This window comes from Arthrobacter tecti, from assembly GCF_054511355.1.
The window spans coordinates 245,618-263,827 of record NZ_JBTNCT010000004.1; the positions used below are offsets into that span (position 1 = coordinate 245,618).

Sequence of the window (18,210 nt, forward strand, 5' to 3'; positions counted from 1 at the left end):
AACCTCGCGAAGAACTGGGGGTAAGTTGGACCGGTGACTGACCAATCCCAGGACCCGTTCGCCCTTGCCCGCACCGCAGCGGAGTACATCGCGCAGGAAACTTCGGTACCAGCCCATGACATCGCACTGGTCCTCGGCTCCGGCTGGGGCCAGGCCGCGGAGCTGATCGGCGAAACCACCCACACCCTGCAAGCTACGGATATCCCAGGTTTCGCCGCGCCGGCAGTCGCGGGACATGTTGGCACCATCCGCTCCGTGCTCACGCCGGCGGGCAAGCGTGCCCTCGTCCTCGGCGCCCGGGCCCACTACTACGAGGGCCACGGTGTGCGCGCCGTCGTTCACGGGGTGCGCACGGCCGCGGCGGCGGGAGCGAAGGTCCTCGTCCTCACCAACGGCTGCGGCGGCCTGCAGGAACAATGGGCACCCGGCACACCGGTACTGATCAGCGACCACCTCAACCTCACCGCAACCTCGCCGCTTGAGGGCGCCACGTTCGTCGACCTCACCGACCTCTACTCGTCCCGGCTGAGGACCCTGGCACGCGAAGTCGATCCGTCCCTCGACGAAGGCGTCTATGCCCAGTTCACCGGACCGCATTACGAAACCCCGGCCGAAGTCCAGTACGCCAAGCGGATCGGCGCGGACCTCGTTGGCATGTCCACTGCCCTTGAGGCGATTGCCGCGCGGCACGCCGGCATGGAGGTCTTCGGTATGTCGCTGGTGACCAACCTCGCGGCCGGCATCAGTGACGTACCGCTCAGCCACGAGGAAGTCCTGGAGGCCGGCCAGGCCGCCGGCCCGCGCATCTCGCGGCTCCTCGCCGACATCATCGGCAGGCTCTGACCATGGATCTCTTCACGCAGGCCCGTACCTGGGCCGCTGAGGACCCCGACCCGGAAACCCGTGCGGAACTAACCCAACTGATCAACAGTGCCCAGAACGACGACGACGGCGGGCTGGCTGCCCTACAGCAGCTTGGCGATGCCTTCAGCGGCCCGCTGCTTTTCGGGACGGCCGGCCTGCGTGCCGCGCTGGGACCGGGCCCGAACCGCATGAACCGGGTGGTCGTGCGGCGCGCCGCGGCCGGGGTGGCAGCCCACGCGCTCGAACTGGCGGCGGGAGAGTACGTGCCGCGCGCCGTCGTCGGCTTCGATGCCCGGCACAACTCGCGAATCTTTGCCGAGGAAACCGCGGCGATCTTCACGGCGGCAGGACTGGAGACTTTCCTCCTGCCCACCGAACTTCCGACGCCGGTGCTGGCGTATGCGATCCGCGCGCTTCAGTGCGAGGTCGGGGTCATGGTGACAGCCAGTCACAATCCGCCCCAGGACAACGGGTACAAGGTGTACCTCGGCGGACGCGCGGTTGAGCCTACGGCCCGTGGTGTGCAGATTGTCGCCCCGCATGACACAGCGATCGCTGCGGCAATTGCCTCGGTGGGGGATGTCAAGCTAGCTGAGAGCGGCTGGACTGTGCTCCCGAACAGCACCGAGGACGACTACGTTGCCACGGTGGTTGCCCTCGCTGACCGGGAGGGTTACCCGGCGCGGGACCTGTCGATCGTGCTCACTCCTCTTCATGGCGTCGGAGGCCGTACTGCGCAGGCCGTGCTCGCCGCTGCAGGTTTCGCAGACGTGCATGTTGTTGCGGAGCAGGCCGAGCCCGATCCTGCCTTTCCCACGGTGGAGTTTCCAAACCCGGAGGAACCCGGCGCGCTTGATCTGGCGCTGGCTGCAGCGGGTACACACGATGCCGACCTCGTGCTGGCCAACGATCCGGATGCCGACCGCATGGCCGCTGCTGCGAAGGATCCCGCAACGGGCCAGTGGCGGATGCTTCGGGGAGACGAAGCCGGGGCGCTGCTCGGGCTCCACCTGGCACACAGGCTCTCCGGAGGTAGCGCTTCCTCCAGGGGCGGGGTCTTCGCGAACTCGATCGTCTCCTCCCGTCTGCTCGGACGGATCGCCAACGCTGCCGGATTCCGCCATACCCAGACGCTCACGGGGTTCAAGTGGATCTCACGCGTTCCGGACCTCGGTTTCGGCTATGAGGAGGCCCTCGGGTACTGCGTGGCTCCCGAGGTGGTGCGGGACAAGGACGGCCTCTCGGCGGCCCTGTTGCTGGCTGAGTTCGCCGCGACCTGCCACGCCGAGGGCAAGACCCTCTTTGATGTACTCGATGAGCTCGCCCTGGCTCACGGGCTGCACGTCACGGACCAGCTGTCCGTGCGGGTGGAAAACCTCGACCTGCTCGGGACGATGATGACCCGCCTGCGGCAGGTGCCGCCGTCGTCGTTCGCGGGTTCCGCCGTGACGGTCGCCGAAGACCTCGCCGAGGGCGCAGACCTCCCGCCCACGGATGGGCTGCTCTACGTCACCGAAGACCAGACCCGGGTCATCATCCGTCCCAGCGGGACTGAGCCGAAACTCAAGTGCTACCTGGAAGTTGTGGAGCCTGTCGGCTCGCCATCGGAACTGGGAACGGCCAAGACGACCGCGCGGACCCGGCTGGATGCAGTGATCAGCGACGTGAAGCAGGCGCTCGGGCTCTGACCAGCTCCAACGAAGCTGTCTAGCGCCGCAGTCGCTGATATCCGCCACCGAAGTGGATCAGCGGATCAGTTGCGGAACCCGCCGGTATGTCCCGGCCCATTGACAGGACCTGCCCGACAATGAGCTGGTGAGTTGCGGCGGGGTGCACAGCCACGGTCTTGAGCTCGAACCATGCCAGCGCGCCCGAAATCACAGCGCTTGAAGTGGCCGGGCCCCGCCGGAAGGGGACCTGGGCGAGCAGTCCCTCCACAGGATTCCCGGGGCTGGCCAGCCAGTTCACCGTGCCGCGCTGGTCATTCGAGAGGAGGCTCAGCGCCCACGTTCCCGATGCGGTCACCGCTTCGCAGATGCGGGACTCCTCATACAGGCTCACCAGTTGCGTGGGCGGATCGTAGGAGACCGAGAGAAAGCTGCTGACAGTCGCCGCGTAGTCTCGACGGCGCAGGACGGTGGAAATGACTCCGACACCGGAGGCGATGTCGCTGCTGAGCACCCGGAATGCGTCTGTGTCGGCCTGTGACGGGTTGGTTTCGTCCAGTCTCTGCGCGGTCAGCCCGCCCTCCAGCTCCATGTCCCCATGATGTCATCGCCGGTGCTGGTGGGCACATGTGGTCCGCCGTTCAGGCGATCAACACCTCGACCGTCCCATCCGCAATACGGGTTGGGAAGCTGCGCAGGGCCGTACCGATTCCGGAAACGGGATCCCCCGAGTCCAGGTAGTACACCTCCTTGTGGAGCGGCGAGGTAATCGTGAATCGTTGCCCCTTCGACCCGATGAGTCCGCGAGCCATCACCTGCGAGCCGCTGACCGGGTCGCGGTGGGATACCGCGAACACCGTTCCAGTGTCCACGCGGAACAGTGCAACCTGACGGCCGTGGATCAATGCGGCTTCGCCCCAGCACTGCTCAAGATCAGTGAGGCGGCAGATCGGATACCAGGTGCCCTGGAGCCTTTCCTGGAGTGCGGTCTCGGGACTGTGGTCGAGTTGCAGCGTCATGGGTCTCCCTAGTTCTTGCGCGATTTGGAACTGTTTCTGACGCTATTCAGAGGGCGTTACACACGGCGTTATTCCGTGTTGCGGACGCGTAAAACGCATCTCACCATCGAACGTGGCGTCGGTGAGTGCGAAGTTAATCTTCGTTTACATAAGGGAAATCACGAGGCAACTGCGCATCCGTACGCTCATTTCAAGAGTGCTGCTCAAATGCGCGAAAGGTGTCCTACATGTCAACCCAGAAGATCCTCGTCGTCGGCGGCGGGCCCGCAGCCCACCGCTTCGTTGAAGCCATGTGGTCTCGCGGGCTGGACGGATTCGCCATCACCGTGCTCACGGAGGAGACCTGGCTGCCGTATGACCGCGTAGCGCTGAGCCGGGCCCTCGTTGCCGACGTCGATCTCACACTCGGCGACGCCACCATGTGGGACCACCCGTCCATCACCCTTGCCACCGGCTCCCGCGCCGTCAGCCTGGACCGGAAAGCCCGCACCGTGACCACCGCATCGGGGGACGTGCACGCCTTCGATCATCTGGTCCTTGCCACGGGTTCCAACGCTGCCCGTCTTCCGCTGCCCGGAATGGACGCGGCACACGTCTACCGGACGGTCGACGACGTCAGGGCCCTTCGCACGGAAGTCACCCGGCTCACCGAGGAACTGGGCCGCACAATCAACGCAGTTGTGATCGGCGGCGGGCTGCTCGGTCTGGAGGCGGCCGGCGGAATGCAGACGCTCGGAGCCAACCCGGTGGTCATCAACGGCGCGGAATGGCTCATGAACACCCAGCTCGACCAGGGCGGCGGGCAGGCACTCGACCGGCTCATCACAGCCAAGGGCGTCACCGTGCACGGTGGGGTGTTCCCCTCCGGTTTCGCGATGGAGGACGGCCGGATGGTGGGCGTCGACATGGCCGACGGTCGGCGGGTTCCCGCGGACCTCGTGGTGGTGGCCATCGGCGTCCGGCCCCGCGACGAACTTCCCCGCGATGCCGGCATGACAACGGGGCCGCGCGGCGGCGTCGTCATCGATGCGTCCTGTGCCACCGAGGACCCGAACATCTGGGCGATCGGCGAGGTCGCGTGCTTCGACGGCATGGCCCTTGGCCTGGTGGCACCGGCGAACACCATGGCCGAGATCTGCGCCGACCGCCTGCACGGCGGTACAGCCACCTTCCCCGGCTTCGATACAGCGACCAAGCTCAAGCTCTCCGGGGTGGAGGTCGCCGCGTTCGGCGACGCCTTCGCCGCTGCCGAACACAGCCTTGAGATTGTCTACGCCGATCCTGCGCGTGGGCTCTACCAGAAGCTGGTCGTCACGGACGATGCAAAGACGCTGCTCGGCGGTATCTTCGTCGGCGACGCATCTCCCTACACAGCCCTTCGCCCGCTCCTTGGGCGGGAACTCAGCGCCGAGCCCGGCGCCTACCTCTCGGCTGCTGGCGGCGGTGAGGCGCCGGACATGGAACTGCCTGACGACGCGATCCTCTGCTCCTGCAACAACGTCTCGGCAGGCTCAATCCGTGACGCAGTCAACGGCTGCGGTACCTGCGAGGGTTCCGAACCGGTTCGCGAGCTCAGTCCCCTGAAGGGTTGCACAAAGGCCGGGACCGGCTGCGGTTCCTGTGTGCCGATGCTCAAGAAGCTCCTCGAGGGTGAGCTGAAGAAGAGCGGCATCGAGGTCTCCAAGGCCCTTTGCGAGCACTTCGCCATGTCACGGCCGGAGCTCTTCGAAGCGGTACGCGTACTGGAGCTGGACAGCTTCGAGGGCATCATCGGGCGTTTCGCGGTACCGGAGACGGGCACGCACGGCTGCGACATCTGTAAACCCGTCATAGCGTCCATCCTCGCCTCGCAGCGTGCCGAGTACGTGCTCGACGGCGGCCGCGGGATCCTGCAGGACACCAACGACCGCGCACTCGCCAACATGCAGAAGAACGGCACCTACTCGGTAGTGCCGCGCATTCCGGGCGGCGAGATCACCCCGGAGAAGCTCGGCGTGATCGCCAAGGTTGCCCAGGACTTCAATCTGTACACCAAGATCACCGGTGGTCAGCGGATCGACATGTTCGGTGCGCGGCTGGAGGAACTGCCGGAGATCTGGAAGATCCTGGTCGAAGCCGGATTTGAATCGGGCCAGGCGTACGGGAAGTCGCTGCGGACCGTGAAGTCCTGCGTCGGCTCCACCTGGTGCCGGTTCGGTGTGCAGGATTCGGTGGCAATGGCCATCCAGCTGGAACTCCGGTACCGCGGGCTGCGCAGCCCGCACAAGCTTAAGTTCGGCGTCTCCGGCTGCGCCCGCGAGTGCGCGGAGGCGCGCGGCAAGGATGTCGGCGTGATCGCCACCTCGGACGGCTGGAACCTGTACGTCGGCGGCAACGGCGGAGCCACCCCGGCACACGCCCAGCTGTTGGCCAGCGACCTCGATGACAACGCCCTCATCCAGTACATCGACCGCTACCTCATGTACTACATCCGTACCGCGGACCGGCTGCAGCGCACCGCGGCCTGGCAGGCAGAGCTCGACGGCGGGATCAAGCACGTCGAGGACGTTATCGTCCACGACTCGCTTGGCATCGCCGTGGACCTGGAAGCAGCCGTGGCGCGGCACATCGACAACTACGAGGACGAATGGGCCGCCACCCTGCAGGATCCTGAGCGCCTGCGCAGGTTCCGCTCCTTCGTCAATGCCCCGCACGAGAAGGACGACTGGATCGCCAACGTCCCCGAACGCGGCCAGATCCGGCCCGCCACTGACGAGGAGCGGGCCGCCGGCGGTCCCGTCCTGTTAGGCGCCGGGATTCCCGTCCGTTCCGCCCTTGGAGAGGGCGAATGACCATGCAGCTTTCCCTCGAAGTCACCGGCCTGACCGTCCTTGTTGCGGGCACTACGACGGCGGCGCGCCGCGTAGTGCGCCGCTACGGTGCCGGCGGCGCAACAGTGCGCCGGATCGCGATCCCCTCGCAGTTCCATCCGCGGCTTCTTGACGGCGTGTGTCTCGCCGTTGTGGTTGACGATTCGCGCGGTCGTTGGGAACCGCTGCGCCAGGCTTGCCGTGAGCGCAGGATTCTTGTCTCCGCGGAGGAGCCAGCCGCACCGGGCGGCTGCGTGACCCTGGTCGGAGGCGGTCCGGGTGTGGAGGACCTGCTCACTGTGCGGGCACGCGCCGTGCTGCGGGAGGCCGACGTCGTACTTTACGACCGGCTGGCGCCCTACCGAACGCTCACGGAGCTGGCGCCCGGGGCGGAACTCATCGACGTCGGAAAAACTCCCGGTCACCACCCGATTCCCCAGGCGGAAATCGAAGCGCTCATGGTCGAACGGGCGAAGGCGGGACACAACGTCGTCCGCCTGAAGGGCGGCGACCCGTTCGTGTTCGGCCGGGGCGGGGAGGAAATCAACAGCTGCGTGGCGGCCGGGGTTCCGGTCTCGACCGTGCCGGGAATCAGCAGCTCTATTGCCGTGCCGGCGGCCGCGGGCATTCCGGTGACCTACCGGGGCGTGGCGCACGCGTTCACCGTTGTGTCGGGGCACCAGCCGCTGACTCCGCAGGAACTCGAGGCGCTTACCGCCCTGGGCGGAACCATTGTGGTACTGATGGGCATCGGTACCCTGCCGCAGCTCACCTCGGGACTGCGCAAGGCGGGGCTTGCATCCAGCGTTCCGGTTGCGATCGTGGAGAAAGGCTTCAGTCCGGAGCAACGGACCACCATTTCGACTCTTGGCGGAGCCGTCACGGCTGCGGGCGCGGCGCGCTGCACCTCACCCGCCGTCGTCGTCATCGGCGAGGTGGTTCGCCGGCACCAGGACTTTCGCGCGACGCTGACCGACGTGCTCACGCACCCGATGGTGGCATCATGACTGTTATGCCCGCAGTTGATCTACCCACCGGTGAGCTCTCGCTGGCCGGTTTCCGCATCGGTGTGACCGCGGACCGGCGTGCGGGTGACCTGATCGAGGCGTTTGAACGCCGCGGTGCCTCAATCCTGCACGCACCGGCGCTGAAGATCGCGCCTGTGGCCGAAGACCTGCCGTTGTTCGAAGACACCCGCGCGATCATCGCTGCCCGTCCGGATTATGCCATCGTCACCACCGCCTATGGCCTGCGGAGGTGGTGCGAGGCCGCTGATGCCGCAGGCGTCGGGGATTCCCTGCTGGACGTTCTCGGTGAGGCGAAGATCTACGTCCGGGGCCCCAAAGCCCGCGGTGCTGTGCGGGCGCTAAGCCTCACCGACGTCGGGATCAGCATCGATGAAACCACTGCGTCCCTGGTGAACATGATGCTCGGGTTGGAACTGCACGGGAAGACGGTTGCCGTGCAGCTGCATGGCCACACGGATTATCGGCAGTTGGAAAGGCTTCGCCGCGCGGGTGCGCAGGTTTTGACCGTGACCCCGTACCGCTGGGTGAAGCCAACGGGTCCGGATGCGCTGCCGCGGCTGATCGAGACGGTCTGTGCCGGCGGGCTCGATGTTCTCACGTTCACCAGTGCACCCGCGGTCGATGCCGTCCTCAGCACCGCGTCGGAAATGGGGTCCCTTGATGCGTTTGTCCGGGCGTTGACCGGGCGGGTGGCGGCCGCCGTCGTCGGGCCCGTGACGGCACAGCCGCTCGTGGATGTGGGGGTTTCGCCCCTCGTCCCGGAACGCTACCGTATGGGGGCGCTGATCCGGTTGGTGGGCGAGTACCTGGGCCAGCACCGGGTTCTGCAGTATCCGAGCGCCTTCGGGCCGATCGAGTTGCGTGGAAGGAACCTGCGCATCAACGGGAATCCGGTGGAGCTGGCCCCTGCGCCGATGAGCCTGTTCCGGGCCCTCGCCGAAGCCAACGGCGGGGTGCTCTCACGGGAACAACTGGCCGGGGTGCTCGCCGACGGTACCGGCGAACATGCACTGGATATGACCATCAGCCGGCTGCGGAAGTCGTTACCCGATGCCGGTCTCGTGGCGACCGTCATCAAACGCGGTTACCGGCTGCAGCTGTAGCCGTGCATCGTGATCCGCCCCGGCGTTCGCGGACGCTAGAGTTAGGGGAGCAGATTTCGCACGATCCCTGAGGAGATTCCATGGCACATCCTGCACGCACCGAGCGTCCTACGCATTCCGGTCAGGGGCACCTGATCGGTAACATCCTTGCCTTCGTTGTGATGCTCGTCCTGTTTACGGCGGCTATCTTCTCGCTGACGTTCTTCGAGAAGACCAATGTCTGGCCGTTCGCGGTGTGCCTCGTGCTGTTCTTCCTCGCGTTCTGGATCCCGCAGACCATCCTCGGCCGTTCGGACACCGGTGGGCAGATCGCGAAGGGCGAGCGCAAGGCCTGAACCGTTTCTTGCATCGACTCTCCAATAGGTGACCGTTTGGGCCCTCTAACGGTCACCTATTGAGGAGTCGATCGCATATGTGGATAACGACGACGGCGAAGGTCCCACCTTCGGAATAATCGCTTCATGCGCACACCGGAACCTCTTCCAGAGCCTCTGACCGTTCTTCCCTTCACCGTTGGTGACGCTGACGCGCTCGGCATCAGCAGACGTCGCCTGCGTAACGGGAAAGTTGTGTCCATCGGTCGGGGCTTGAGGTCCGCCAAGTGCTCTCCGTCAGATGCGGAGCTAGCTGGCGCGGTTAGCAGGGTCACGCCTTTCTCCGCCGCTTCACATGTAACCGCGGGCGCCATTTGGCAGTTTCCCCACTATTCGTGTGATGCAGCAGCGATCATCCATATTTCGCGCCCCGAAGGAAAGCCAGCGGTACGACGGCCCGGCGTCGTCGGCCATGAATGCAAAATGTATGCCGACGAAGTAACGACTGTTGACGGAGTGAACGTCACCACCCGTGAAAGGACATGGCTCGATCTGGCCGCGCGTTTACCTGTCCACGATCTCGTCGTGATCGCAGACCACCTCATCAGGATTCCCCGCTCTAACCTCGAAGGGCGAAGCGAACCTCACAGCACCCTCGAACGCCTGCAGGACATGATCAATCGCCACGCTGGTAAGAGAGGTGTTCGGCGTGCCCGTGAAGCACTGGCGCTCGCACGAATCGGCGCCGATTCTCCGCCGGAAACTCTGCTGCGTCTCGCGCTTGTGGACGCCGGACTGCCTGAACCGAAGCTTAACGTTCCCATTTCGGACGAAGCTGGCAACGAGCACCACCAACCAGATTTGTCCTACCCCGAGTACCGCGTCGGGATCGAATATGAGGGATCCGGTCACTCAGACCCGGAACAAGTGGCTCGCGACATTGCCAGGGCGGAACGCTACGGAAGGTTGGGGTGGGCCGAAGTTCGAATCTCCAAGCGCCATATGGTGAACGACGCCAAAGCCGCCGTGGCAAAAGTGCGGTCGGCCCTCATTGCGGCTGGCTGGCGTCCATGTCCGAAATCCACTCTTCAATAGGTGACCGTTACAGCGCTCTAACGGTCACCTATTGAAGAGTCGATGGAGGGCTAGAGGAGGCCCTTCGTGTGCCACACCGTCTTGGTCTCCGTGAAGAACGTGATGCGGTCAATCGAGGGGGCACCGGCGTCGGGCCCTGACTCGGGCGGAAGCACCCGCTTCAACGTGTCCGCGGCCGCAACCTGCAGGTCCACCCAGTCCAACTCGCCGGCTCCGAGCAGGTCCAGCGCGTTGACGTCCGCGTGGGCAGCCAGCCACGGCAGGATCTCGGCCGGTGAGCCACTGAGGACATTCACGACGCCGGCCGGCACATCGCTGGTCGCGAAGACCTCGCCAAGGCTCAGCGCAGCAAGCGGCGCTGCCTCGTTCGGAATGACGACGACGGCGTTCCCGCTCACCAGTACCGGCGCCACCGCGCGTACGAAGCCAAGCAACGAGGTATTCCCCTGCGGCGCCACCACAGCCACCACGCCGGTCGGTTCAGGGACCGACAGGTTGAAGAACGGCCCGGAGACGGCGTTCGAGTTCCCGGCAACCTGCACGTATTTGTCCGCCCAGCCGGCATACCAGACCCACAGATCGATTGCCTCGTCCACCTGCGCCGACGCCGCCGAGGACGAAACACCCTCGAACGCCGCGATCTCCTCGGCGAACTGCGCGCGGCGTCCGTCGAGAATCTCCGCGATCCGGTACAGCACCTGCCCCCGGTTGTAGCCCGTGGTACCCGACCAGGCACTAACGGCAGCCCGGGCGGCAACCACTGCATCCCGCGCGTCCTTCCGCGAAGCTTTCGCAGCGTTGACTGAACTCACCGAAAAGCTCCCCTTCTTGGGCTCGACCTCGTACACCCGTCCGGATTCGCTCCGGATGAACTTACCGCCGACGTAGAGCTTGTAGGTCTTCGGAACAGCGAGCCGGCTCATCGGGTACCTCCCTTGAACGACGACGACTTGAACGACGACGGCGCCAGGTAGGCCGAGAGCCCATGCTTGCCGCCCTCGCGGCCATAGCCGGATTCCTTGTACCCGCCGAAGGGAGACGCGGGGTCGAACTTGTTGAACGTGTTGGCCCAGACAACGCCGGCACGCAGCTTGTCAGCAACAGCGAGGATCCGGCTGCCCTTGTCGGTCCAGATGCCGGCAGAAAGCCCGTACGGCGTGTTGTTCGCCTTCGCGATCGCTTCCGCGGGCGTGCGGAACGTCAGCACGGACAGGACCGGCCCGAAGATTTCATCCCGCGCGATCCGGTGGCTCGTGGACACGTTCGTGAAGACCGTCGGCGGGAACCAGAAGCCTTCGGAAGGCAGGTTGCAGGCCGGACTCCACCGTTCAGCTCCCTCCTGCTCGCCGATGTCGGACAGTTCACGCATCCGCCCCAGCTGGGACGCCGAGTTGATGGCGCCGACGTCGGTATTCTTGTCCAGCGGATCACCCACGCGCAGGGTGGACAGCCGCGCTTTCAGCCGGTCCACGACGTCGTCGTGGACCGATTCCTGCACCAGCAGCCGCGAACCCGCACAGCACACCTGACCCTGGTTGAAGAAGATCCCGTTGACAATACCCTCAATTGCCTGGTCGATCGGGGCATCGTCAAACACGATGTTCGCGCCCTTGCCGCCCAGCTCAAGGGTCAGCTTCTTGGAGGTCCCGGCCGTGGAGCGGGCAATCTCCCGGCCCACCGCCGTCGATCCCGTGAAGGCAACCTTGTTCACGTCCGGGTGATTCACCAGCGCGGACCCGGTGGCACCGGCGCCGGTCACAATATTGACGACGCCGGCGGGCAAGTCGGCCTGTTGCAGGATCTCCGCGAACAACAGTGCCGTCAGCGGGGTGGTTTCGGCAGGCTTGAGGACGACGGTATTTCCGGCGGCGAGCGCGGGCGCGATTTTCCACGCGAGCATCAGCAGCGGGAAGTTCCACGGAATCACCTGTGCGGCCACTCCGAGCGAGCGCGGCGCGGGACCGAGCCCGGCGTATTCCAGCTTGTCCGCCCAGCCCGCGTAGTAGAAGAACCACGCGGCTACGAGCGGGATGTCGACATCGCGGCTTTCCTTGATCGGTTTGCCGTTGTCCAGGCTTTCAGCCACTGCGAGTTCGCGTGAGCGTTCCTGAACCAGCCGCGCAATGCGGAAAAGGTACTTGCCGCGGTCGGCACCGGACATACGCGACCACGTCTTTTCGTAGGCGCGGCGGGCGGCGGCGACGGCGGTATCCACGTCCTGCTCATTGGCGCAGGACACGGTGGCAATCTGTTTTTCGGTGGCCGGTGAGATGGTGGTGAAGGATTCGCCGTTGCCTGGGACGAACTCACCGTTGATGAAGAGACCGTATTCGTCGCGAAGATTGAGGATCGCTGCCGACTCGGGCGCGGGAGCGTAATCGAGGAATGTCATGGCGGGTCCTTCAGTCGATCGTGACGTAGGCCGGGCCGGAGTAGCGGCCGCTGGTGAGCTTCTGGCGCTGGAGCAGCACGTCGTTCAGGAGGCTGGAGGCACCGAAGCGGAAGAGGTCCGGCTGCAGCCACTCCTCCCCCACCGTTTCCGCGACCGTGACGAGGTATTTGATCGCGTCCTTGGAGGTCCGAATACCTCCCGCGGGCTTCACACCGATCTTTTCTCCAGTGAGACGGTGCCAGTCGCGGACCACCTCGAGCATGGACAGCGTGACCGGGAGCGTGGCGGCCGGAGAGACCTTTCCCGTTGAGGTCTTGATGAAGTCCCCACCGGCGAGGATGGAGAGCCAGGATGCACGGCGCACGTTGTCGTAGGTGTTCAGCTCACCGGTTTCGAGAATGACCTTCAGGTGCGCATAGGTGCCGTCTGAGCGCTTGCACGCTTCCTTGACCCCAACGATCTCATCGAACACCTGCCCGTAGCGGCCTGCGAGGAATGCCCCGCGGTCGATCACCATGTCGATTTCGTCGGCTCCGGCGGCAACGGCGTCAGACGTATCCGAAAGCTTCACGGACCGGGACGCCCGCCCGCTCGGGAAGGCTGTGGCAACCGCGGCGACGTTGATGCGGCCCGCGGCGCCGTCGTCGTGCGCTGCTCCCAGGGCCTGCACCGCGTGCGGCACCATGTCGCCGTACACGCAGACGGCGGCAACGCGCGGGGTGGACATGTCGTCCGGATCCGGCACCATGGCTTTGGCGACCAACGAGCGAACTTTGCCCGGAGTATCAGCGCCCTCGAGCGTGGTGAGGTCGGTCAGCGCGATGATGGTGTCGAGCGCCCAGGCCTTCGACGTGGTCTTGATCGAACGGGTTCCGAGGGCGGCCGCGCGGGCTTCAAGGCCCACCGCGTCGACGCCCGGAATACCTTCGAGGTAGCGGCGCAGGCTGCGTTCGGTGAGATCTCCGCCGATCACGTCCAGGGCCCTCGACGCCGGTGCAATGGTGGTGCCGGCGCGCGTGGTTTCCATGGTCACATGTTCTCCATACTTCTACTCACACCATGCGCAGAACGGTTCCGGCCGCACCCTCTTTCGCCTGTGACGGCGTGGGTATCGATAGCGGCGGGACAGGTGGTCGGACGGCGCATAGTCGCTACGACTTTACCACCGGGTAACGACGACGGCGAAGGCCGCGCGGGGTGCCGATCCGGGGAACTTTCGTGCACCTCTGGCGACTTTCCCGGGCTCGAAGCCGCCATGTCTGCACGAAACTTCCAAAGGAGACTCAGGCCGCGAACACCGCGTCGATGACGTTCTGAGCCCATTCGAGGATCGCCGCGTCGGCAAGGTCCCGCCCGCCGACAGGGGAAGTCTTCGGCTTCGGAACGAGCGCGGCGTTCAATGCCGGTTTCACCGAAGCGCCGGGGTACATCCGCTTCAGCCGCATCTCCTTGGACTCCGGCAGGTTCGCGGGCGCGAACTTGATGAAGTTACCCTGGAGCGCCACGTCCGTCAGCCCAACCGAACGCGCACGGACCCGGAAGCGTGCCACGGCAACGAGGTTCTCCACCGCAGGCGGCAGGTCACCGTAGCGGTCCTTGAGTTCCTCAACCACCTCATCGATCGCCTCATCGGTCACGGAGGACGCCAGTTTCCGGTACGCCTCAAGCCGCAGCCGCTCCCCCGGAACGTAATCGTGCGGCAGGTGCGCGTTGACGGGCAACTCGATCTTCATCTCGGCTGCCTTCTCCTCGGCCTCACCCCGGTAGTCGGCTACTGCCTCGCCCACCAGACGGATGTAGAGGTCGAACCCAACGCCGGCAATATGGCCGGACTGTTCGCCGCCGAGCAGGTTACCGGCGCCGCGGATCTCGAGGTCCTTGAGCGCAAGCTGCATGCCTGCCCCGAGCTCGTTATGGGATGCAACGGCCTTGAGGCGCTCCAGCGCCACCTCGCCCAGCGGCTTTTCGGAGGGGTAGAGGAAGTAGGCGTAGGCACGTTCACGGCCACGGCCCACCCGTCCGCGCAGCTGATGCAGCTGCGAGAGACCGTAATTGTCCGCCCTGTCCACGATCAGCGTGTTCGCGTTCGAGATATCGAGCCCCGTCTCGATGATGGTGGTGCACACCAGGACGTCGAACCTCTTCTCCCAGAAGTCAACGATGATCTGTTCCAGCCGTGATTCGCTCATCTGCCCGTGGGCCACAGCCACGCGGGCTTCAGGGACCAGCTGCTGCAGGTGCGCCGCCGTCCGGTCGATCGAGGATACCCGGTTGTGCACGAAGAACACTTGGCCTTCGCGCATCAGCTCACGCCTGATCGCCGCTGACGTCTGCTTGTCGGTGTAGGGGCCGACGTAGGTCAGTACCGGATGCCGTTCCTCCGGCGGAGTTGCAAGCGTCGAGGTCTCCCGGATACCCGTGAGCGACATTTCCAGTGTTCGCGGAATCGGCGTGGCACTCATCGCGAGGACGTCCACGTTGGTGCGCATCTTCTTCAGCGCTTCCTTGTGCTCGACGCCGAACCGCTGCTCCTCGTCAACGATCACGAGGCCGAGATCCTTGAACTGCACCTCGGTGGACAGCAGCCGGTGCGTGCCGATCACCACGTCGACCGAACCGTTCTTCAGCCCCTCCACCGTCTCCTTGGACTCCTTGGAGCTCTGGAACCGGGACAGCGCACGGATGCGCACCGGGAATCCGGAGAACCGCTCGGAGAAGGTCTCGAAGTGTTGCTGAACCAGGAGCGTAGTGGGCACCAGCACGGCCACCTGCTTCCCGTCCTGCACAGCCTTGAACGCCGCCCGGACCGCGATCTCGGTCTTGCCGTAGCCCACGTCGCCGGAGACCAGGCGATCCATGGGTACTTCCCGTTCCATATCCGCCTTGACCTCGTTGATCGTGGTCAGCTGGTCGGGCGTCTCGATGTACGGGAATGCCTCTTCCAGTTCCCGCTGCCACGGGGTATCGGCTGCGAACGCGTGGCCACGCGAAGCCATCCGCGCCGAGTACAACCGGATCAGCTCTCCGGCGATCTCCTTGACCGCCTTGCGGGCCTGGTTCTTGGTCTTTGCCCAATCGGATCCGCCCATCTTGCTCAGCGCCGGCGTATCACCGCCGACATAGCGCGTGACCTGATCAAGCTGATCCGTCGGCACGAACAACCGGTCCCCCGGTGCACCGCGCTTGGACGGCGCATACTCAAGGACGAGATATTCACGCACGGTCTTGGTGGGTCCGGCGCCGGTGGAGCGCTGGATCAGCTCGACGAAGCGTGCCACACCGTGCTGCTCGTGCACCACGAAGTCGCCCTCGCGGAGCTGCAGCGGATCGACGGCGTTGCGCCGCTTCGAGGGCATCTTCCGCATGTCACGGGTGCCGGAGGCGGTTGTCCTGCCCAGCAGGTCGGCCTCGGTCAGCAGCCCGAGCTTCAGCCCGTCGAGCACGAAGCCGCGGCCGGCGGACGCCGTCGTGATCTCGATGATGCCCGCCTGAGGAGGCGAGTCCAGGGATTCAATGCGCGACGCCGGGATGTCGGCATCGTGGAACAGTTCCGCCAGGCGCTGCGCCGGCCCAGGGCCTTCGGTTGCGACGACCACGCGCCACTGATCGCGGACCCTGCCGCTGAGGAACTCCATCATTTCGGCGACGTCGCCCTGGTATCCGCGGGGTTCGCGGGCGGCGACGGTGAAGCTGTCAACGTCGGTGAGCAGGTCATCGGACCCGAAGGAGGTGATCGACCACCATGCAACATCATTCGCCAGGGCTGCGGTACGGGTGTCGCCAAGCGACCGGAAGCTTGCCGCCTCCAGGTCCGCGCCCCACTGGCCGCTGAGGTCAACGGGCGCCGCACCGCCGTCGGACGCCGTTGCCCACGCCGCCTGGAGGAATTCCTCGTTGGTCGCCTCAAGGTCGTGGGCGCGTGCGCGGACCTTCTCCGGCTCAACGACGACGGCGATCGACCCCGCAGGCAACTCACCGACGAACGGCACCATGGCATCCACGAGCACCGGGGCCAGCGACTCCATACCCTCCACAGCAATGCCGCCGGCAATCTTCTCGAGCATCCCCGCTGCGGCCGGGAGATCCGGACGGAGCTTCGATGCGCGCGACATCACCGACGGCGTGATGAGGATTTCACGGCAGGGCGGCGCATACAGTTCAGTCGGCGCGCCGCGATCCCCATCGGTGGGCAGTGACCGCTGGTCTGCGACAGCGAACCACCGCATCTGATCCACCTCATCGCCGAAGAACTCGACCCTGACCGGGTGGTCCTCGGTGGGCGGGAAGACGTCGATGATGCCGCCCCGCACCGCGAACTCGCCGCGGTGGGTCACCATGTCCACACGCGAGTACGCGGCGTCCGCGAGAGCACGGACCACCTCGTCGAACCCACGCTCCTCTCCGACCTTCAGTGCCACCGGTTCAAGGTCGCCGAGGCCTGCCACGAGGGGCTGCACGACGGCGCGGACGGGCGCGGTGATGACCCGCACCGGGTTTTCGCCAGGGTGGGCCAGGCGCCTGAGCACCGAGAGGCGCCGTCCAACGGTGTCGGACCGGGGAGAAAGACGCTCGTGCGGCAGGGTCTCCCAACTCGGGAACTCTTCGATCGAGCCGTCCGGCAGGTAGCAGCGCAGGGCGGCGGCGAGGTCTTCGGACTCCCGCCCCGTGGCGGTGACGGCCACGACAACCGGCGCCTGCGCGCCGTCGTCGTTGTTCGTTTCAAGGCCGTCCACCATCTCGGCGATCAACGCGGCACGCAGTCCGGCGGGGGCACCGATCTGCAGATCGGTGCTGCGGTCCGCGAGCGCCCTCGAAGCGTTGGAACGCACCCGCACGAAGGACGCGTCCTCCTGCAGAGCGGAGCGCAATCCGTCGAGCGTGGGTCCATTGGGGGCCATGACAATCCTTCGCGAAGCAACGTAGAAGCCGTGGAAGCAGCAAAAAGACAACACAAATGCCCGAAATTCACGAAGAATCCCGGGGAGCACCATCAAGACTACCCGCGTTTGACGGGCTGCGGGGCACGGCGGGCAACCGCTGAAGGAAGCTCACATAGGATGTACGGGACGCAAAATCCTACACACCCCTATAATCCGGAGGATCCGTGGCACTCAGCGCCTCAACCACCCTGCCCTACGACGTCGCAACCGTGACCGACGTCTTCACCGACGAGGCTTTCCTCAAGCACACCAGCGAGCATGTGGGCGGTGACCTGTTGTCCCTGACGGTCGACGGCGACACCGCCGGCGCATTCACCCTCACCGCGGTGCGCACCCTTCCGACCACCCGGCTGCCCGAGATGGCCCGCAAGTTTGTCGGCGAAACCCTCACCGTCACCCAGACCGAGCACTGGGCCGCCCCGGCGGCGGACGGAACCCGTGAGGCGAAGGTCGCCATGAGCGTTTCGGGTGTCCCCGTCAACGTCGACGCCGTTCAGCGGCTCGTCGCCGAGGGCACGTCCACCCGGGTTGACGTAGCAGGCAACGTCAGCTCATCCATCCCGTTCATGGGTAGCAAGATCGCCGACGCCGCAGAACCGATGATCGGCAAGGCACTGAACATCCAGGCCAGCCAGGCCAAGAGCTGGCTGGAGAACCGCTGATGGAACTGCCCCTTGCGCTCTCGATCATCCTGGTGGTTTCCGGTCTCTGGACCCTGATCGTGTGGCCGCCGTTCCTTCGCCGCATTCTGAAGGACCCCCGCTCGCGGAATGAGCACGGTGCGCCCACGCGGTTCCTGAAGGTGCACTTCATGCTGATCACCACGTCCATGATCCTCGGGGCCGCGACCCTCGTGATCGGCATCCGGACGCTCGCCGCATGAGCTAAGACTTCCGCGCGATCTGCGCCATCCTGCTAGGGTTGCAGAAATTGGTGCGC

At 65.5% G+C, this 18,210-nt stretch carries 15 protein-coding genes; 9 read left to right on the forward strand and 6 right to left on the reverse strand.

What is annotated here, in order from left to right:
• The first annotated feature begins 33 nt into the window (after positions 1-33).
• The gene (locus ACX80C_RS07505) at positions 34-843 is read left to right on the forward strand and encodes a purine-nucleoside phosphorylase (protein WP_459325785.1); all 810 of its coding nucleotides are present in this window, start codon (positions 34-36) and stop codon (positions 841-843) included.
• Positions 844-845: 2 nt separating this feature from the next.
• Positions 846-2,552 (forward strand): phospho-sugar mutase, encoded by a 1,707-nt coding sequence (locus tag ACX80C_RS07510; RefSeq protein ID WP_459325787.1) that lies wholly within the window; start codon positions 846-848, stop codon positions 2,550-2,552.
• A 19-nt stretch (positions 2,553-2,571) separates the two neighbouring features.
• On the opposite strand, the gene ACX80C_RS07515 is transcribed toward ACX80C_RS07510, so the two are convergent.
• Both ACX80C_RS07515 and nirD read right to left on the reverse strand, forming a co-directional pair.
• On the reverse strand, positions 2,572-3,123 hold the full coding sequence (locus ACX80C_RS07515) for a flavin reductase family protein (protein WP_459325789.1): 552 nt from the start codon (positions 3,121-3,123) through the stop codon (positions 2,572-2,574).
• 49 nt (positions 3,124-3,172) lie between these two features.
• The gene (gene nirD, locus ACX80C_RS07520; RefSeq protein ID WP_459325790.1) at positions 3,173-3,550 is read right to left on the reverse strand and encodes a nitrite reductase small subunit NirD; all 378 of its coding nucleotides are present in this window, start codon (positions 3,548-3,550) and stop codon (positions 3,173-3,175) included.
• A 227-nt stretch (positions 3,551-3,777) separates the two neighbouring features.
• Between nirD and nirB the strand changes: the two genes are divergently transcribed.
• The 5 genes from nirB (at position 3,778) to ACX80C_RS07545 (ending at position 9,939) form a co-directional block, all read left to right on the forward strand.
• Positions 3,778-6,381 carry a nitrite reductase large subunit NirB gene (nirB, locus tag ACX80C_RS07525; protein WP_459325791.1) on the forward strand — a complete coding sequence of 868 codons (2,604 nt, stop codon included), beginning with the start codon at positions 3,778-3,780 and terminating at the stop codon, positions 6,379-6,381.
• A complete protein-coding gene (cobA, locus tag ACX80C_RS07530) occupies positions 6,378-7,406 on the forward strand; it encodes a uroporphyrinogen-III C-methyltransferase (RefSeq protein ID WP_459325793.1) in 1,029 nt (342 codons plus the stop codon). Before nirB ends, cobA begins: the two co-directional genes overlap by 4 nt.
• Positions 7,403-8,530: a uroporphyrinogen-III synthase gene (locus ACX80C_RS07535; RefSeq protein WP_459325795.1), complete on the forward strand. Its 1,128-nt coding sequence runs from the start codon at positions 7,403-7,405 to the stop codon at positions 8,528-8,530. Before cobA ends, ACX80C_RS07535 begins: the two co-directional genes overlap by 4 nt.
• A gap of 80 nt (positions 8,531-8,610) precedes the next feature.
• Positions 8,611-8,865, forward strand: a complete 255-nt coding sequence (locus tag ACX80C_RS07540; RefSeq protein WP_459325796.1) for a hypothetical protein — start codon at positions 8,611-8,613, stop codon at positions 8,863-8,865.
• Positions 8,866-9,327: 462 nt separating this feature from the next.
• The gene (locus tag ACX80C_RS07545) at positions 9,328-9,939 is read left to right on the forward strand and encodes an endonuclease domain-containing protein (RefSeq protein WP_459325798.1); all 612 of its coding nucleotides are present in this window, start codon (positions 9,328-9,330) and stop codon (positions 9,937-9,939) included.
• A gap of 50 nt (positions 9,940-9,989) precedes the next feature.
• Here ACX80C_RS07545 and ACX80C_RS07550 read toward each other — a convergent pair whose 3' ends face one another.
• The 4 genes from ACX80C_RS07550 to mfd all read right to left on the reverse strand — a co-directional run bounded on the left by ACX80C_RS07550 (position 9,990) and on the right by mfd (position 17,229).
• On the reverse strand, positions 9,990-10,862 hold the full coding sequence (locus tag ACX80C_RS07550) for an aldehyde dehydrogenase family protein (RefSeq protein ID WP_459325800.1): 873 nt from the start codon (positions 10,860-10,862) through the stop codon (positions 9,990-9,992).
• Positions 10,859-12,331, reverse strand: coding sequence for an aldehyde dehydrogenase family protein (locus ACX80C_RS07555; protein ID WP_459325802.1), 1,473 nt, complete (start codon positions 12,329-12,331; stop codon positions 10,859-10,861). Before ACX80C_RS07555 ends, ACX80C_RS07550 begins: the two co-directional genes overlap by 4 nt.
• Positions 12,332-12,341: 10 nt before the next feature.
• A complete protein-coding gene (deoC, locus tag ACX80C_RS07560) occupies positions 12,342-13,358 on the reverse strand; it encodes a deoxyribose-phosphate aldolase (protein WP_459325804.1) in 1,017 nt (338 codons plus the stop codon).
• 256 nt (positions 13,359-13,614) lie between these two features.
• A complete protein-coding gene (gene mfd / locus ACX80C_RS07565; RefSeq protein WP_459325805.1) occupies positions 13,615-17,229 on the reverse strand; it encodes a transcription-repair coupling factor in 3,615 nt (1,204 codons plus the stop codon).
• A 206-nt stretch (positions 17,230-17,435) separates the two neighbouring features.
• Between mfd and ACX80C_RS07570 the strand changes: the two genes are divergently transcribed.
• Both ACX80C_RS07570 and ACX80C_RS07575 read left to right on the forward strand, forming a co-directional pair.
• On the forward strand, positions 17,436-17,933 hold the full coding sequence (locus ACX80C_RS07570; RefSeq protein ID WP_459325807.1) for a DUF2505 domain-containing protein: 498 nt from the start codon (positions 17,436-17,438) through the stop codon (positions 17,931-17,933).
• Positions 17,933-18,154, forward strand: a complete 222-nt coding sequence (locus ACX80C_RS07575) for an SCO4848 family membrane protein (protein ID WP_459325808.1) — start codon at positions 17,933-17,935, stop codon at positions 18,152-18,154. Before ACX80C_RS07570 ends, ACX80C_RS07575 begins: the two co-directional genes overlap by 1 nt.
• Positions 18,155-18,210: the final 56 nt, after the last annotated feature.

What these genes read in the sequence shown, in the direction of transcription:
- ACX80C_RS07510 (WP_459325787.1), top strand. Translation starts at nt 846, where the DNA reads ATGGATCTCTTCACGCAGGCCCGTACCTGGGCCGCTGAGGACCCCGAC.
- ACX80C_RS07515 (WP_459325789.1), bottom strand. Translation starts at nt 3,123, where the DNA reads ATGGAGCTGGAGGGCGGGCTGACCGCGCAGAGACTGGACGAAACCAAC.
- nirD (WP_459325790.1), bottom strand. Translation starts at nt 3,550, where the DNA reads ATGACGCTGCAACTCGACCACAGTCCCGAGACCGCACTCCAGGAAAGG.
- nirB (WP_459325791.1), top strand. Translation starts at nt 3,778, where the DNA reads ATGTCAACCCAGAAGATCCTCGTCGTCGGCGGCGGGCCCGCAGCCCAC.
- cobA (WP_459325793.1), top strand. Translation starts at nt 6,378, where the DNA reads ATGACCATGCAGCTTTCCCTCGAAGTCACCGGCCTGACCGTCCTTGTT.
- ACX80C_RS07535 (WP_459325795.1), top strand. Translation starts at nt 7,403, where the DNA reads ATGACTGTTATGCCCGCAGTTGATCTACCCACCGGTGAGCTCTCGCTG.
- ACX80C_RS07540 (WP_459325796.1), top strand. Translation starts at nt 8,611, where the DNA reads ATGGCACATCCTGCACGCACCGAGCGTCCTACGCATTCCGGTCAGGGG.
- ACX80C_RS07545 (WP_459325798.1), top strand. Translation starts at nt 9,328, where the DNA reads ATGTATGCCGACGAAGTAACGACTGTTGACGGAGTGAACGTCACCACC.
- ACX80C_RS07550 (WP_459325800.1), bottom strand. Translation starts at nt 10,862, where the DNA reads ATGAGCCGGCTCGCTGTTCCGAAGACCTACAAGCTCTACGTCGGCGGT.
- ACX80C_RS07555 (WP_459325802.1), bottom strand. Translation starts at nt 12,331, where the DNA reads ATGACATTCCTCGATTACGCTCCCGCGCCCGAGTCGGCAGCGATCCTC.
- deoC (WP_459325804.1), bottom strand. Translation starts at nt 13,358, where the DNA reads ATGGAAACCACGCGCGCCGGCACCACCATTGCACCGGCGTCGAGGGCC.
- mfd (WP_459325805.1), bottom strand. Translation starts at nt 17,229, where the DNA reads ATGGCCCCCAATGGACCCACGCTCGACGGATTGCGCTCCGCTCTGCAG.
- ACX80C_RS07575 (WP_459325808.1), top strand. Translation starts at nt 17,933, where the DNA reads ATGGAACTGCCCCTTGCGCTCTCGATCATCCTGGTGGTTTCCGGTCTC.